At 58.1% G+C, this 15757-nt stretch carries 13 protein-coding genes; 3 read left to right on the plus strand and 10 right to left on the minus strand.

Features of this window, described 5'->3' with window-relative positions; all coding sequences use genetic code 11:
• Nucleotides 1-7: 7 nt before the first annotated feature.
• From brnQ to phoB, 5 genes are all read right to left on the minus strand, one after another.
• Nucleotides 8-1327, minus strand: coding sequence for a branched-chain amino acid transporter carrier protein BrnQ (brnQ, locus tag IAI47_RS14835; protein WP_008924876.1), 1320 nt, complete (start codon nt 1325-1327; stop codon nt 8-10).
• A gap of 391 nt (nt 1328-1718) precedes the next feature.
• On the minus strand, nt 1719-2825 hold the full coding sequence (locus tag IAI47_RS14840) for a cobalamin-independent methionine synthase II family protein (protein ID WP_008924875.1): 1107 nt from the start codon (nt 2823-2825) through the stop codon (nt 1719-1721).
• Between the two features lie 161 nt (nt 2826-2986).
• Nucleotides 2987-3907, minus strand: coding sequence for a PstS family phosphate ABC transporter substrate-binding protein (locus IAI47_RS14845; RefSeq protein WP_008924874.1), 921 nt, complete (start codon nt 3905-3907; stop codon nt 2987-2989).
• A 19-nt stretch (nt 3908-3926) separates the two neighbouring features.
• Nucleotides 3927-5240, minus strand: a complete 1314-nt coding sequence (phoR, locus tag IAI47_RS14850; RefSeq protein WP_008924873.1) for a phosphate regulon sensor histidine kinase PhoR — start codon at nt 5238-5240, stop codon at nt 3927-3929.
• Between the two features lie 14 nt (nt 5241-5254).
• Nucleotides 5255-5944 carry a phosphate response regulator transcription factor PhoB gene (gene phoB, locus IAI47_RS14855; protein WP_008924872.1) on the minus strand — a complete coding sequence of 230 codons (690 nt, stop codon included), beginning with the start codon at nt 5942-5944 and terminating at the stop codon, nt 5255-5257.
• 197 nt (nt 5945-6141) lie between these two features.
• On the opposite strand from phoB, the gene sbcD reads away from it, so the two are divergent.
• Both sbcD and IAI47_RS14865 read left to right on the plus strand, forming a co-directional pair.
• Nucleotides 6142-7341, plus strand: a complete 1200-nt coding sequence (gene sbcD / locus IAI47_RS14860) for an exonuclease subunit SbcD (RefSeq protein WP_008924871.1) — start codon at nt 6142-6144, stop codon at nt 7339-7341.
• A complete protein-coding gene (locus IAI47_RS14865) occupies nt 7338-11012 on the plus strand; it encodes an AAA family ATPase (protein WP_008924870.1) in 3675 nt (1224 codons plus the stop codon). Before sbcD ends, IAI47_RS14865 begins: the two co-directional genes overlap by 4 nt.
• A gap of 29 nt (nt 11013-11041) precedes the next feature.
• Here the strand turns inward: IAI47_RS14865 and IAI47_RS14870 are convergent, their stop codons facing one another.
• Genes IAI47_RS14870 through IAI47_RS14880 form a run of 3 tightly spaced genes read right to left on the minus strand, consistent with a single transcriptional unit; the run spans nt 11042 to nt 12743 of the window.
• The gene (locus IAI47_RS14870; protein ID WP_008924869.1) at nt 11042-11698 is read right to left on the minus strand and encodes a DUF799 domain-containing protein; all 657 of its coding nucleotides are present in this window, start codon (nt 11696-11698) and stop codon (nt 11042-11044) included.
• Nucleotides 11695-12054, minus strand: coding sequence for a DUF4810 domain-containing protein (locus IAI47_RS14875; protein ID WP_008924868.1), 360 nt, complete (start codon nt 12052-12054; stop codon nt 11695-11697). The genes IAI47_RS14870 and IAI47_RS14875 overlap by 4 nt, the downstream gene beginning before the upstream one ends.
• 11 nt (nt 12055-12065) lie before the next feature.
• Nucleotides 12066-12743, minus strand: coding sequence for a CsgG/HfaB family protein (locus IAI47_RS14880; RefSeq protein WP_008924867.1), 678 nt, complete (start codon nt 12741-12743; stop codon nt 12066-12068).
• A 168-nt stretch (nt 12744-12911) separates the two neighbouring features.
• On the opposite strand from IAI47_RS14880, the gene IAI47_RS14885 reads away from it, so the two are divergent.
• A complete protein-coding gene (locus IAI47_RS14885) occupies nt 12912-13289 on the plus strand; it encodes a cell envelope integrity TolA C-terminal domain-containing protein (RefSeq protein ID WP_223296435.1) in 378 nt (125 codons plus the stop codon).
• Here the strand turns inward: IAI47_RS14885 and IAI47_RS14890 are convergent.
• Both IAI47_RS14890 and IAI47_RS14895 read right to left on the minus strand, forming a co-directional pair.
• Nucleotides 13286-14353 carry an AraC family transcriptional regulator gene (locus IAI47_RS14890; protein ID WP_003852478.1) on the minus strand — a complete coding sequence of 356 codons (1068 nt, stop codon included), beginning with the start codon at nt 14351-14353 and terminating at the stop codon, nt 13286-13288. The two genes, IAI47_RS14885 and IAI47_RS14890, sit on opposite strands and share 4 nt — an antisense overlap.
• Before the next feature lie 161 nt (nt 14354-14514).
• Nucleotides 14515-15519 carry a phosphotransferase enzyme family protein gene (locus IAI47_RS14895; RefSeq protein WP_008924865.1) on the minus strand — a complete coding sequence of 335 codons (1005 nt, stop codon included), beginning with the start codon at nt 15517-15519 and terminating at the stop codon, nt 14515-14517.
• Nucleotides 15520-15757 lie beyond the last annotated feature (238 nt).

Here is a 15757-nt window from a genome sequence, read left to right on the forward strand (position 1 = left end):
CGTTCTGTTACGAGTGAACGGCAACCTGTTCCGGCCCCTTCACCCGATCAACAACAGCGGCAATCAGCAGCATCACCAGCGACGGCGGCAACCAGGCGAGACCCTGATCGGCCAGCGGCAGATGCTGACTGAAAGCGGGCAGCAAATCTTTAAACCCGGTGGTTTTAATCGCATCAACAATGCCAAACAGCAGGCTTACCAGCATCGCTGGCGCGATAATCCGGCTGCTCTTGTTCCACCAGTTGAGGGTGAAACTCAGTACAACCAGCACGATACAAGGCGGGTAAATCGCCGTGAGTACCGGGATGGAGATCTGAATCAGGTGGCTCAGGCCGAGGTTCGACACCACCATCGAGAACAGACCCAGAATAAACACCAGCGTTTTATACGATAACGGCAGGTATTGCGCAAAAAATTCCGCACAGGCACAGGTCAGGCCAACGGCGGTCACCATGCAGGCAACAAAAATCAGTGCGGCCAGGAAGAGACTGCCCATATTGCCAAAGGTGTGCTGAACATACGCATGCAGAATCGCTGCGCCGTTGGCGTTTTGATCAACCAGCGCACCGCTGCCCGCGCCCAGCTTAAACAGGCAAAGGTAGACCAGCGTCAGGCCCAGACCCGCGATCAGGCCTGCCAGCACGGTATAGCGCGTCAGCAGCGCGGCATTGTCGACGCCACGCGAACGGGCGGCGTTGACAATCACGATGCCAAAAACCAGCGCGCCCAGCGTATCCATCGTCAGATAGCCGTTAACGAAACCGCTTGAGAACGCCGCATGCTGATAATCAACGGTCGCGGGAATGGTGCCACCCGCCGGCCACACCAGTGCAGCCACGCCCAGCACGGTCAGCGCGATAATTTTCAAGGGCGCAAGGAAGTGACCTACAGTGTCGAGCAGTTTGCCCGGATAAAGCGATACACCAATCACCAGCGCGAAGTAGATCAGGCTGTAGATAAACAGGGGCAGCGCACCATCGCCGGTCAGCGGCGCAATACCCATCTCAAATGAAACCGTTGCCGTACGCGGGGTGGCAAACAGCGGCCCAACAGCCAGATAGCACACGGTAGCCAGCACAATGCCCGCAACCTTGCCAATCGGAGTGCTGAGTGCATCCACGCCGCCGCCGACGCGAGCCAGCGCGATCACGGTCATCACCGGTAACCCGACTGCGGTAATCAGAAAACCAATTGCGGCGGTCCAGACGTGTTCACCAGACTGAATACCGACCATTGGCGGGAAAATGATGTTGCCCGCGCCAACAAACAGGGCGAATGTCATAAAGCCCAGCGCGAGAATGTCCTTCGAAGTTAAACGATGTGTCATACGGCCTGTCACTGATGTTGCGGTGGAAGTTGGGTTAGTGTTGTCCCCTCGCTGCGTGTAAACCGCGATCTGGCTGACAATGTCAGCGCATTATGCTCGTCGCAGGGTAAAGCGCAGGTGATTTAAGCTGCTTTTATTCTGTTCACAGAGGGATGGATCGACAACGGCGCTAAGTAAAACGTTTATAGCGGTGAAAGGCAATACGGGATCGGAAAACCAGAAGGTTATACCACCATTTTTCCCAAAGGCAGTGGATAGCGTTAATTTTTGCTGCAGGGACACAAGATGATGTGCCTAAATAATAGACAGAGCGTGAGAAATCCCCGCATAAACGGGGTTTCAGATACACAAAAGGCGCGTTTTACGCGCCTGTCTGCACAACGTTACAGCACTACCAGACCTGATTCGCGATATCCACCACCAAACGAATTTTCTGCCACTGCTGCGCTTCACTCAGGCTGTTGCCCTCTTCAGTTGAGGCAAAACCGCATTGCGGGCTGAGGCAAATCTGATCCAGGCTGACGTACTGCGCCGCCTCTTCCAGCCGGATTTTCACCTGCGCCGGATCTTCCAGTTCACCCACCTTAGTGGTGATTAAACCCAGCACCACCTGCTGATGACCCGGTTTAATGTAACGCAGTGGCTCAAAGCCGCCGGACCGGGCATTGTCATACTCCAGGAAGAACGCATCCACGTTGACGCTGCCGAACAGGATTTCTGCCACCGGCCCGTAGCCCCCCTCTGAGATCCAGGTGGAGCGGAAGTTCCCGCGGCAGACATGCAGACCCACCGTCAGATCGGCAGGCTTATCCTCCAGCGCTTTATTCAGTACCTGAGCGTAAATCTGTGCCAGCTGATCCGGATCGTCGCCGCGTTCGCGGATATCGCGCTTCTGATCTTCAGAGCAGAGATAAGCCCAGACGGTGTCATCCAGCTGCAGATAGCGGCAGCCCGCATCATAAAAGGCCTGAATCGCCGCTTTGTAGGTCTGCGCCAGATCCTCGAAGTAGTCCGCCAGATCGGGATAGACCTCTGCATCAATCACTTTGCGGCCACCGCGGAAGTGTAAAACGCTGGGGCTGGGAATGGTCATTTTTGACACCGCATCCCCGGCAATACTCTGCAGGAAACGGAAATGCGCCAGCATCGGATGATCCGCCGGGAAACCGAGTTTGCTCACCACTTTCACGCCATGCGCTTTGGTCTGCACGCCATTAAACTGGATGCCCTGTTCCGCTTCATAGCGCTCAACGCCATTCAGGCCATAGAAGAAGTCGAAGTGCCACCAGCCGCGACGAAACTCGCCATCGGTGACCACCTTCAGGCCATTTTCACGTTGCTTCGCTACCACATCGCGAATCGCCTCATCTTCTACCTGCTGCAGGGCCGCCGCATCAATCTCTCCGGCAGCAAACGCTTCGCGCGCCTGCTTAATCGCAGCGGGACGCAGAAAACTGCCAACGGTGTCGGCACGGAACGGGGCGGTTTCTCTTTGCATGATCACTCCTGTCTCTCCTGCCGGTAATAACGACAGGAAATCATTGCACTCCGAAATAAATAGCCATCTGGATGGCTACATGTCTGAAAACAGAGTGTCATGAGTGGCATGCATCTGCAACTGAAGTAAATTCAGGGATGATGAAAAAAATTCAACCGGGATTAACGCAGGGCGGCGCGCGCCTCTGCCATCTGGCTGTCTGAGAGCGGCAGATAGCCCGCTTCGCTGACCCGCCGCTGTCCTTGTGGTGAAAGAACCTGCTGCAGAAATGCCGCCACCAGCGGCGGCAGTGGTTTACCGGGTGCTTTATTAACATAGAGATAGAGTGGGCGCGCCCAGGGATAACGGCCGCTACGAATAGCATCGGCATCCGGAGCAATCGCCTGGCCCTGATCATTCGTCACCGCCAGCATTTTTACGCCGCTGAGATGAAAGCCAAAACTGGCGTAGCCGATGCTGCGCGAATTACCGGCCACCGCCTGCACCACCGCGGCCGAGCCAGGAAACTCCGCTACGTCGCTGCGGAAATCGCCTTTGCATAGCACCTGCTGTTTGAAGAAACCCCAGGTGCCGGAGGCGGAATTACGTCCATAGCGCTGAATGGGGCGTTTGTTCCATTGCGCGCCGGTTAAACCGAGATCGCCCCAGCGCAGCGGCACACTGTGTGCGCCACACAGACGGGTAACGGAGAAGATGGCGTCGAGCTGACGCGGTTCAATCTGCTGCAGCGGGTTACGCTGATTCACCACCACCACCAGCGCATCCATCGCCACCGGCACCGCCAGCGGCGGATAGCCGTAGCGCGCCTCAAAAGCCTGACGCTCATCGGCCTGCATCGGGCGGCTCATCGGACCGAGCTGTGCGGCACCTGCTGCCAGCGCGGTCGGCGCGGTTGAGGAACCGGAGGCCTGAACCTGCACATTGACGCCCGGCGCCTGCCGACTAAAATCCTCGCCCCACAGGGTCATAAGATAGCCAAGCGTATCTGAGCCGACACTGCTGAGATTGCCGGAGAGCGTGCCGTGCTGGGCCAGCGCCAGGCCCGGCAGCAGCGTAACAATCAATACAAGAAGAATGCGCATCAGGAAGATCCGGCAGCCATTAATGAACGGCATTCTCCTGCATCACGCTGCTGACAATCAACCTCGCGGGCAGCGTAAACGTAAAACAGGTCTCTTTGTGCGGCACGCTGGTGATGTCGAGCCGCGCGTTGTGGTGACTCAGCGCATGTTTCACTATCGCCAGACCCAGCCCGCTGCCACCAGTGGCACGTGAACGCGCTTTATCGACGCGGTAGAAACGCTCGGTCAGACGGGGAATATGTTCTGAAGCAATACCCGGCCCGTTGTCGCAAACCCGGAAGGTGGCGCCCTGTTTGCCGCGCAGCCAGCTGATATCAATCCGCGTGCCATCCGGAGTGTGATTTACCGCGTTATAAACCAGATTGGAGATAGCACTGCGAAGCTGTTCATCGTTGCCGAACACTTTCAAATGGGGATCGGTATGGAAATGAATATCGTGACGACCGCCACTTAGCGTCGCCGCCTCATGCTGCAGCAGCTTCAGCATGACCGGCACATCCACCTTCTCTTTCAGATCGATGGCAGGCGCGGCTTCAATGCGCGACAGCGTCAGCAGCTGTTTGACCAGGCTGTCCATACGACGCGTCTGCTCAGACATCGTGTGCAGCGCTTTGCTGCGCGAAGGCTCGCTCATCACCGAGTCGTTCATCATCTCCAGATAGCCCTGCAGCACCGTGAGCGGCGTACGTAACTCATGGCTGACGTTGGCAAAGAAGTTACGGCGCGCCCCTTCCAGCTGATGCATCTGCGTCACATCACGCGCCACCAGCAGCCACTGCCCCTCGCTGTAGGGCATGACGCGAAATTCCATGTGAAGTTTGTTGTTCAGCACCAGCGTCAGGGGCTTGTCAAAATCGCGCTGGCGCAGATAGCGTGAGAACTCCGGATAACGCAGCAGATTGAGGATGTTCTGGCCATTATCTTCCGGCCAGCGCAGACCCAGGTGCTGCTGCGCCAGACCGTTACACCAGAAAATAGTGCCCTCTTCCGTGGTCAGGATCACCGCATCCGGCAGCGACTCGGCACCGCTGCGGAAACGTTTGATCAGATTGCCGAGTTCACGTCGCCGCCGCCGGTTGCGCAGCTGCATCTGGTAAAGACCATAAAACAGCGGTTCCCAGCTGGCACGCCCGGCGGGTGGCGTCATGGTGCGGTCGAGCCACAGCCAGTGCGACAGCCGCATCAGATTGTGGAAATGCCATAACAGCACCATGACCACGCTCAGCAGCAACCACCAGGGCAAACCGCCAGACAGCAGGCCCAGCAGCACCGCAGGCAGACAGGCCAGCAGCAGTTCTGTCAGTAATCTCTTCCAGGAGAGGCGTTCCAGCACGGTAAAGGCTCCGTTTAGTAGCGGGCAGAGAAACGATACCCTGTTCCACGGACGGTTTGTACCATGCGATCGTGGCCGGAGACTTCCAGCGCTTTACGTAAACGGCGAATGTGAACATCAACAGTGCGATCTTCCACATACACATTGGTGCCCCAGACGTGGTTCAGCAGCTGTTCGCGGCTGTATACGCGTTCCGGGTGAGTCATAAAGAAGTGCAGCAGCTTATATTCGGTCGGGCCCATCTCCAGCGGCGTGGTTTCGGACATCACGCGATGTGAAGAAGGATCCAGACTCAGTCCCTGCATCTCAATCACCTCTTCCACCGCCATCGGTGAAATACGGCGCATCACCGCTTTAATTCGCGCCATCAGCTCTTTGGGTGAAAAGGGCTTGGTAATGTAATCATCGGCGCCCACTTCCAGGCCACGCACCCGATCTTCCTCTTCGCCACGCGCGGTGAGCATCATCACCGGGATATCCCGCGTCATCGCCTCGCGTTTCAGATGCTTGATAAACTGAATACCGCTGCCTCCAGGTAACATCCAGTCCAGTAAAATCAGATCGGGCCAGGGTTCAATCAGCCTGCCCACGGCACTGTCATAATCTTCCGCCTCAATTGGCTGATAGTCGTTCTGCTCCAGAACAAAACACAACATTTCACGGATGGGGGCTTCATCCTCCACAACCAAAATGCGCTTAGCCATTATTACTCCTGCTGATTATGACGGCTGTCACTGAGATTCGCGGCGCCATTATGCGTCAGATTTGTGACACTTTTATGAAAAACATAACCTGCCTGTAACGCCGTTGGTAATCATTTATGACAGCGCAGCGACAATTTTTCGCTTTGGCCGCAGAGCCAGTATAATCGCCGGGCGAATCACAACGGCAGGGACTCATCATGCGCATCATTCATACTGCGGACTGGCATCTGGGGCAGTTCTTTTACAACAAAAGTCGGGCAGCCGAACATCAGGCGTTTCTCGACTGGCTGTTGATCCAGATTGAACAGCATCAGGTGGATGCGTTGATTATTGCAGGCGATCTGTTTGATACCGGCACGCCGCCCAGCTACGCCCGCGAGATGTTTAACCGCTTTGTGGTGGCGCTGCAGCCCACCGGTTGTCAGCTGATTGTGCTGGCGGGCAACCACGATTCCGTGGCGACGCTGAATGAGTCACGCGAACTGCTCGCCTGTCTCAACACCCGGGTAATCGCCACCCCCCAGGAGCAGGATGATGTGTTGCTGCTGAACACACGCCAGGGCGAACCAGGTACACTGCTCTGTGCCATTCCCTATCTGCGACCGCGCGATATTCTGCGCAGCCGGGCGGGTCAGTCAGGGCGCGATAAACAGACCTCGCTGCTGGAGGCGATTGCCCATCACTATCAGCAGCGCTTTGCCGCCGCCCAGGCGCTGGGCCATGCATTGCCGATTATCGCTACCGGACATCTCACCACCGTCGGGGTCAGCCAGAGCGATTCGGTGCGTGACATCTACATCGGTACGCTTGATGCCTTCCCCGCCAGTGCCTTTCCGGCCGCTGACTACATTGCACTGGGCCATATTCATCGCGCCCAGCGCGTGGCGGGCAGCGAGCATATCCGCTATAGCGGCTCGCCCATTCCGCTGAGTTTTGATGAGCTGGGCAGCGAAAAAAGCGTCTTTCTGCTGGAGCTTGCGGCAAGCGGCCTGCAATCCGTTACGCCGCTGGTGGTGCCGCAGGCGCAGCCGATGCAGGTGCTGAAAGGATCGCTGGCGCAGATTGCGGAACAGTTACACGCCTTCAGCACGGCTGAGCAGGAGAAGCCAACCTGGCTCGACATCGAAGTCACTACGCAGGAGTACCTCAGCGATCTGCAGCATCAGGTCGAAACCCTGACCGCCACGCTGCCGGTTGAAGTCCTGCTGCTGCGCCGCAGCCGCGAGCAGCGGCAGCAGAGCCTGGCGCGGCTCGACAACGAAACCCTGAGTGAACTGAAAGTGGAAGAGGTCTTTGCCCGCCGGCTCGCGCTGGATGAGAAGCTGCAACCTGCGCAAATCGACGAGATGACCACCCTGTTCCGCCAGACGCTGGCCGCCATGGAAGAGACCCAATGAAGATCCTCACGCTACGGTTTAAAAACCTCAATGCTCTGCGCGGTGAATGGTTCATCGACTTCCGCGCCGAGCCTTTTGCCAGCAATGGCCTGTTTGCCATAACCGGCGCGACCGGCGCGGGTAAAACCACCCTGCTGGACGCCATTTGTCTGGCGCTCTATCACCAGACGCCGCGCCTGGGCGCGATTTCCCAGAGCCAGAATGCGCTGATGACGCGCGACTGTGCCGAATGTCTGGCTGAAGTAGAGTTTGAGATCAAAGGCGAAGCCTGGCGCGCCTTCTGGAGCCAGAACCGTGCGCGTGGCACCGCCGACGGTAAGCTGCAGGCCCCGCGCGTTGAGCTGGCGCGCTGCGCCGACAACACCATTGTTGCCGATAAAGTCGGTGACAAGCTGAAGATGATCGAAACCCTCTCCGGGCTTGATTTCGAACGTTTTACCCGCTCAATGATGCTGTCGCAGGGCCAGTTTGCCGCCTTCCTCAACGCTAAAGCCAGTGAGCGTGCCGAACTGCTGGAGGAGCTGACCGGCACCGAAATTTACGGCCTGATCTCCGCCGCTATCTACGAGCGTCACAAAGAGGCGAAAACGCAGCTGGATATGTTGCGCAGTCAGGCGAGTGCGATGGCACTGCTGGATAGTGACGCGCGTGACGCCCTGCAACAGCAGCTCACCGATCTGACCGACGCGGAACAGCGGCTCAGCGCGCACTATCAACAGGCGCAGCAGCAGCAGCAGTGGCAGCAGCAGGCGCAGCAGTTACAGCAGGAGAGTGAGCAGGCTGATGCCGCGTTGCAGCAGGCCCAGTCCGCATCCCAGGCGGCAGAGACGGACCGCCAGCGGCTGGCTCGCAGCGAACCGGCTGAAAAGCTGCGGATAAAACTGCAGCAGCGTGATGCATTACGCACCGAACAGCAGCAGATCGTGAGCCACTGCCAGCAACTGACCGCATCGGCGCAGCAGGCGCAGAACCAACAGCAGCAGCATCAGCAAAATTACGCTGCTGCTCAGACGGCCCGCCAGCAGGCGCTTCAGGAACAGCAGCAGCAGGAGAACCTGCTGACGGAACAGGTATTACCGCTGGATCAGCGAATCATGACGCTGCAGCAGCACTTTGCAGAGCAACAGCAGGAAAATGCCCGCCAGCAACAGCAGGCTGACCAGACGCAGACCAGACTGGCTGAGCAGAAGCGTCAGGTCACGTCAGTGCAGCAGGCGATGACTGAACAGCATCAGTTACGTGAGCAGCTTGCCGATCTTGCGCATTGGGGCGCTTCACTGCCGGTATGGCAGGAGAACTTTGCCCTGCTGGCACAGCGTGAGGCGATGCTGGCCGAACTGCAGCAGCAGTGCGAACAGCAACAAAAACAGATCGACGCCCAGCAGGCGAAACAGCAACAGCAGGCACAGCAGGCCCTGCCGCGCCAGCAGGCGGAGCAACAGGCGCACCAGGCGTTGTTGCAGGCGGAGCAGGCACTCACTTCGCTTCATGAACAGCATCCGCCCGCTGCACTGCGGCAGGCATTAAGCCAGTTGCAGACCAGCCGTCCGGCCCGTCAGCAACTGTTGCTGCTCTCCACGCAGTGGCAGCCACTGCATCAGCAGCTGAATCAGCGCCAGCAGCGGCTGACCGCGCTTGAAAAAGCGCAACAGCAGAGCGAAGCGGAACTTCAGACTCTGCGTGAAACGTGGAAACGCGAAAAGCAGCAGCTGGATGACGTTGAAAAAATTTGTGCGCTGGAGCAGCAGATTATCGATCTCAGCGATTACCGCGCCCGGCTCACCCCCGATCAGCCGTGCCCGCTGTGCGGCTCCTGCACCCATCCGGCCATTGAAACCTACAGCACGCTGGAAGTGAGTGCTAACCAGCAGCGCCGGGCTGCGCTGCTGCAGCAAACTGAGACATTGCGTGAAGCAGGAACGGCAAAAAGCGAACAGCTAAAGCAATCTGCCGTTCAGCAGCAGACCCTGCGTGACGAAATCGCGGAAATGCAGCGTCAGCTTGACCAGCTTGAGCAGCAATGGCAGGCACTAAGCGGTGAGCTGGCACTTACCTTCACCCTTGCCGACCGCGAAGCGTTAGCCGCGTGGCAGCAGCAGCAAAGCGAACACGAAAGCCAGCTTGAGCAACAGCGGCAGGCACAGGAAGCCGCCGAACAGGCACGTCAGGCCGCGAAAGATCACCATCTTCAGCAGTTGCAGGCCTGGCAGCAACATCTGCAGGCAGAGCAACTGGCGCAGCAGTCGCTGATCAGCCTGCAGCAGGCGCTGGATGCGCTGCACCAGCGGAAGCAGCAGGAACAGCAGGCCATGGCGCAGTTGCAATCCCGTTTAGCCCAACAGTTCAGCGCCCACAACCTTGCCCTTCCCGATGCCGCGAATCGCGACACGTGGCTGGCGGAACAGCAGAGGCGCTGGCAGCGCTGGCAGGAGAGTGAGCAGTTGCTCGCTAACCTGCAGCCGCAACTGTTAAAAGGCGAAACCCAGCTCACCGCCCTGCAACAGCAGGCAGAGCAGGAACAGCAGCAACTGGCCATCCGTCAACAGCAACAACAGCAGAGCCAGAGACAGTTAGGTGAAATGCGTCAGCAGCGTCAGGCGCTGTTTGGCGATCGCGAGGTCACCCTCGCCCGTCAGCAGATGCAGGCCCGTATTCAGCAGTCTGATGAACAGCTGACGCAGCAGCTCGCTGCCCTGCAGCAGGCGCAGGCTGAGGTCAGTCGACTGCAGGGTGAGCTGTCGGGACTGGAAAATCAGCGTCAGACGCTCAGCGGCAAACTGGCTGAAGCGGAAAGTGCATTGCAGCAGTCACTGGAGAGCGCCGGATTCGCGGATGAAGCCAGCCTGCGCGCGGCGCTATTGGATGAGCAGACCGCGCTGCAACTGCGTCAGCAGCTGCAGCAGCTCGACCAGCAATGCCAGCAGCAGCAGGCGCGACGGGCAGATCTGCGTCAGCGGCTCAGTGTCCATCAGCAGGCGAAGCCTGACGCGATGCCGGAATCCGCCGAAGCGCTGGCACAACAGCTCGAGCAGTTACGGCTGGCTCTGCGCGACAACGCCAGCCTGCAGGGCCAGGTTCAGCAGCAGCTGCACAGCGATGCCAGCCTTCGCGCCCGTCAGCAGAGCCTGATGACGCAGATTGAACAGGATGGTGTGGTGCTGGCGCAGTGGAGCCGGCTCAACGATCTGATCGGTTCCGCGACCGGCGATAAATTCCGGCGCTTCGCCCAGGGCTTAACGCTGGATCATCTGGTGTCGCTCGCTAACAGGCAGCTCGATCGGCTGCATGGCCGCTATCTGCTGCAACGGCGGGCGCAGGATTTGCTGGAGCTGGATGTGGTCGATACCTGGCAGGCTGATGCGGCACGCGACACCCGCACGCTGTCGGGTGGCGAGAGCTTCCTGGTGAGTCTGGCACTGGCGCTGGCGCTATCGGATCTGGTCAGTCATAAAACGCGTATCGAATCGCTGTTTCTGGATGAGGGATTCGGCACGCTGGATGCTCAGACGCTGGATACCGCGCTGGATGCGCTGGACGCGCTTAACGCCAGCGGTAAAACCATTGGGGTGATCAGCCACGTGGAAGCGATGAAAGAGCGTATTCCGGTGCAGATTAAAGTGCGTAAGATGAATGGGTTAGGCTACAGCCAGCTGGAACTGCCGCAGGGATAACGGGCGCCAGCGCGCCCGTCTGAGTCTGATCAGCGGGCGCTAACCAGTGTGTAGCGTGGGCCGGTAAGTAACCCGCCCTGCTCGTTCTGGGCCAGCAGTCGATTGCTGGTCAGTCCGGCCACGGTGTGCGCTTTATCAGTGACGTTGCTGGCAATCTGTTTGATCGCCGCGTTCACCAGCATCCCCACCAGTCCGCCATTGTTATTGTTGTTATCTTCACTGTCGCTGGCAGTGGCCTTACCCTGCCAGATCTCTTTGCCGCTGCGCAGATCCACCAGCCGTGCCTGGGCCGTCACGGTCGTCACGCTGTCAATGACCCGATAGCTACTGCCATATTCGCTGATCGAGACATAGAGCGCGCTGTCGGCATGGAAAATCTCATTCAGACGCTTCGCGCTGACCGCCTGGGCGTCAGTGGCGCTGGTCACGCCATTCTGCTGAAAGGTCTCTTCAACAACCGCCACCGGGAAGACGTAGTAACCGGCTTCGGCCAGCGGACGCGTCACCAGCGAGTTCAGGCTGTGAGCAGCGTTGATATCCGGTGATTTATTATCCGCAGGCAACACCAGAATTGAGGCGGGCTTGCTGGCACGAAACGCGCTGTAATCATAAGGTTTTTTCGGGTGCGCACAGCCGGTCAGCAACAACACCATCAGCGCGCCGCTCAGGGCAATCAGTTTTTTCACTGAACCACTCCTTGTTTTTTACTCATCAGAAAATCCATGTAAGGTGCCGATTCGGGAAACAGCTGCTTCTCGATGGCAAACTGCTCAAAGGCTTTATTGGTATCGCCGGTTTTGGCAAAGAGCAGACCCAACTGGGCATGCAGGCCAGGCGCAACCGGCTGGTTAACAGCACGGGCTTTTTCGATATCCAGATTCAGCGCATCAATCTGCTTCAGCGGATCGCTGCCCGGCTGATAGTAGCTGTAGACCTGCTGCTGATAATCGCCCCAGTAGTAGATCGTCTTCGGTGCTTTTGGCGCACAGCCGGCCAGCAGCGCTGCGGCAATCAGCAGGCTGCTCAATGTCATCATCTTCATTTACTGCTTCCTTATTTAGCCGGACGCCATGCGCCGTTGTTGATTCCATCCACTAAATGATCGACCGCTTCACGAATCGCCAGATCCATAACTTTGCCGTTCAGCGTTGAGTCATAGCTGCTGGTGCCGCCAAAGCCGATGACCTCACGCGCCGAAAGCTGGTACTCGCCTGCGCCCTGGGAGCTGTAGACCACTTCAGAAGTGGTGACATCCACCACGTTCAGATTCACTTTGGCATAGGCGACCTGCGTTTTGCCGCGGCCCAGAATCCCCCACAGCTGCTGATCGCCCACCTCTTTGCGGCCAAATTCGGTGATATCACCGGTGATGATGTAGTTCGCACCTTTGATATTCTGCTGGCTGCGTTTGAAATCCGACTCCTGCTGCAGCTCTTTCAGGTTGCTGCGATCCAGCACGCTGAAACGGTTGGTTTGCTGCAGATGGGTAATCAGAATGGTTTTCGACTGATTGCCCAGCCTGTCGACGCCATCAGAGAAGATGCCGTTCATGTACGAGGAGCGATTATCAAACTGGCCTACCGCAATCGGGCTGCGCACGCCCTGGTAAACCGGCTGACTGGCTGCGCGAACCTGCGGGGCCTGAATAGCGCGGGAAGATTCGGTGGCACAGCCGCTGATCAGTGACGCCATTAACAGGGAGAGTGCCGCAAAGGCATAATTTTTCTGCATTTCTAATCCATGAAGTAAAAGAGACGTAATCCGCGCCAGGGCGGTAAATTCTGGTTCTGTCGACAGTCGGAGTAATGCCATAGCATTCATGATGCCGGTCTGTAGACTGTCGGCAGCAGACAGGAAGATCTTTAAGGAAAATTGGCCAGTTAAATGAATTTAATTAATATGAAGATGAGAATATTGCTGGGGATGATTATTGCAGTGTCGCTCAGCGCCTGTCAGCAACCTGTGGCAAAGCAACAGGATAGTGTGGCAAATCTTTGTCAGCCTGCGAAAGATCCGGACAGCAAATCCTGTCACTGGACTAATCAAATGCAGCCGGTGCTCAACAGGCAGTTCACGGATGCGGCGCGTTATGCCGGTCAGCAATGTCTGGTACGGATGGAGTGGCAGGCGCACAGCAGACATTATGCGGTGACACAGACTCAGGGTGATGAAGCGCTCTGCCTGCGTGCCTGGCAGCTGGTGGCGCAGACCCGCGATCTGCCGCCGCCACCGGAGCCCGGGCAACCGGCGTGGTTCGGCTTTGCGCCGCGCGGTTAGCTTGCCAGACCTTCCTGACGCCACTGGCGCGGACTGATGCCAAACCAGCGGCGAAACGCGCGTGAGAACGCACTGACTTCCGAATAGCCCAGCAGCAGCGCCATCTCTGAGATCGGCAGCTGCTTTTGCTGCAGATAATATGTCGCCATTTCGCAGCGCACCTGATCCACCAGCGCGGTAAAGCTACTGCCCTCTTCGCGCAGTCGCCGCTGCAGTGACCAGCTCGACAGCCCGAGTTTATCCGCCACCTCTTCCAGCACCGGCTCGCCCTGCATCAGCGATAAATTAACCTGCGATCGCGCCTGTTCAATCATGCTTTGCTGTGACGTACCACGATTAAGCCGCCGGATCGCATCCTGCATCACCATCAACAGGATCGGATCGCTCTCTGGCATTGCGCGCAGCAGATCGCGCTTCGGGATCACCAGCGAATTAAACGGCTGATCGAACCAGACTGGCGCATCAAACACTTTACAGTGATCGTGCCACTGGCCGGGACGCGGATGTTCAAAGTGAACTTCACGAGGTGCCCAGTGCCTGCCTGCCACGTGACGGATCAGATTCATAAACATGCCAAGTGTAAGCTCGGCATCCTGACGGCGCGACAGGATTGCGCCGTGTCGCACCTGATAGTCGAGCCGCCAGCACTCCCCCTTATCCACCAGCCGGGTTAAGGTGTCGTGCTGATGCCAGGGAAACGCATTGACCACATTGTGCAGCGCCTGCTCCAGCGTGTCGGAGCACAAGCCGATATAACCTATCAGGCCTAATGACTGCGGTTTAAACTGCCTGCCGTAGTGCAAACCGAAGTTATCAAAACCAGAGTGACGCGCCGCCTCTTCCAGTACCCGACAGTAGTTAACCAGTCCCAGACTCAGCGTCGGGCTGGCCAGGCGCTCGGGATCGATGCCGCTGATGCCGAAGATGCGATCAACATCGCCGCCCTGGGTATGAATAAAGTCGCTTAAGCCGGTCGCCGCCGCTGCCAGCACGCCGTGATTGCCTGCGCCCGCCGCTGCAGAACAGGCCGCAAAGGCATCAGGCTTTATCAGTGTCGGATTCATGGTCGCCTCTGTCAGAATTCAGGTGGATCACCCGTCACATGATCAGAGCAAATTCCATACCAGGTCCCCGATGCCTGCCACGCCGCCTGTGGGGGCGTCAGGCTGCGCGTGAGCATGGCATCGGGCACTGCGGCGGCGCAGTCACGCCCGCCGCTGGTGCATCAGACGCCAACCGGCAGCTGCTGACCGTCCAGATAGCGGCGGCAAAGACGAACCGAATGGCTGGCCCACTCCGGACCCAGACTGTGCGCCATTTCAGTCTCGGCATGGGATCCCACCCATGCAGTGAGCTGGATGCGACGCTGGATCAGCAGCACGGGTAACATGGCCATCTCCGCGTCGCTGATATGCGCCACCTGCTCGTAACCGCGAATCCAGTGATCGATCCACTCTGGCGCGCGCGGATGATGCTCAACAAAACTGATCGCCGCCGCCAGATCGTGCAGATACCAGCCAAGTCCGCAGTCATCGAAGTCGATCACCCGCGTTTCACCCTTGTGCAGCAGCAGATTGGTGAGTCGCAGATCGGCGTGGATCAGGCCATAACGATCAGATCCTTTGCCAAACTGCGCCATCGACGCACCCACCTGACTTATCGCCTGCTCGACCACGCCGTGATCGGCGGGATTCAGATTAGGCGCATCCTGCCAGCGTCCCCAGTGACTCTCGCTACTCGTCATGGTGTGGTGATCCCAGATAATCCGCTGGAAACCCGCAGGCGGCTGCCACTGTTTACTGTGCTGATGCAGCCGCGCGGTAATCGTGCCCAGCTGCTGAAAAGCGCGGGGATCGACGTCGGTGGTTGGCATCTCGCCATCAATCCAGTGAAACAACACTACGTACCGCTCACCGCCATCCGGCAGTCGCAGCGTCAGTACGGTTTCACCCTCTTTGTCCGGCACCGCTTCCGGCACCATAATGCCGGTTTCACGCAGCGCATCGAGCCACAGCAGCTCACTGACAATGTCCGCTTTTTGATGGTAATCGCCGCGATGCAGCCGCAGTGCATAACGCCGGCCTGCTGCCTGCAAGAGGAATGTGGCATTCTCTGAGCGGCACAGCAGGCTGAGATCTCCCTGTAGCGCGGCGGGATAGCAGGCCAGCGCCTGCTGCGCCATCAGGGTGAGTTGGGAATCAGTCAGGTTGTCATATTGTTTAGCGCTCATCAGTCCGGCTCCTTTTCACTTGCGTTATCTCAGCATGCGTTGCCAGAAGGTGAGCTGCTTGACCTCAGAAGAGACAAAGTTGACCGCAGCGTGCATCCGGCCCGGTTGTTGCCTGTGAGTTGACCGTGGAGGACAGAAGTCACTGCGCCCGCGTCAAGTCGTGGTGAGTAATGCAACGGCATTATCACCTTACTTTAGTCGTAATGGCGGTGTAACGCCGCGTGCGACCAACAACGAC

It is taken from the genome of Pantoea sp. MT58, from assembly GCF_014495885.1.
GTDB lineage: Bacteria > Pseudomonadota > Gammaproteobacteria > Enterobacterales > Enterobacteriaceae > Pantoea > Pantoea eucalypti.

What these genes read in the sequence shown, in the direction of transcription:
- sbcD (WP_008924871.1), top strand. Translation starts at nt 6,142, where the DNA reads ATGCGCATCATTCATACTGCGGACTGGCATCTGGGGCAGTTCTTTTAC.
- IAI47_RS14865 (WP_008924870.1), top strand. Translation starts at nt 7,338, where the DNA reads ATGAAGATCCTCACGCTACGGTTTAAAAACCTCAATGCTCTGCGCGGT.
- IAI47_RS14840 (WP_008924875.1), bottom strand. Translation starts at nt 2,825, where the DNA reads ATGCAAAGAGAAACCGCCCCGTTCCGTGCCGACACCGTTGGCAGTTTT.
- IAI47_RS14895 (WP_008924865.1), bottom strand. Translation starts at nt 15,519, where the DNA reads ATGAGCGCTAAACAATATGACAACCTGACTGATTCCCAACTCACCCTG.
- phoB (WP_008924872.1), bottom strand. Translation starts at nt 5,944, where the DNA reads ATGGCTAAGCGCATTTTGGTTGTGGAGGATGAAGCCCCCATCCGTGAA.
- IAI47_RS14885 (WP_223296435.1), top strand. Translation starts at nt 12,912, where the DNA reads ATGAAGATGAGAATATTGCTGGGGATGATTATTGCAGTGTCGCTCAGC.
- IAI47_RS14880 (WP_008924867.1), bottom strand. Translation starts at nt 12,743, where the DNA reads ATGCAGAAAAATTATGCCTTTGCGGCACTCTCCCTGTTAATGGCGTCA.
- IAI47_RS14845 (WP_008924874.1), bottom strand. Translation starts at nt 3,907, where the DNA reads ATGCGCATTCTTCTTGTATTGATTGTTACGCTGCTGCCGGGCCTGGCG.
- IAI47_RS14890 (WP_003852478.1), bottom strand. Translation starts at nt 14,353, where the DNA reads ATGAATCCGACACTGATAAAGCCTGATGCCTTTGCGGCCTGTTCTGCA.
- IAI47_RS14875 (WP_008924868.1), bottom strand. Translation starts at nt 12,054, where the DNA reads ATGAAGATGATGACATTGAGCAGCCTGCTGATTGCCGCAGCGCTGCTG.
- brnQ (WP_008924876.1), bottom strand. Translation starts at nt 1,327, where the DNA reads ATGACACATCGTTTAACTTCGAAGGACATTCTCGCGCTGGGCTTTATG.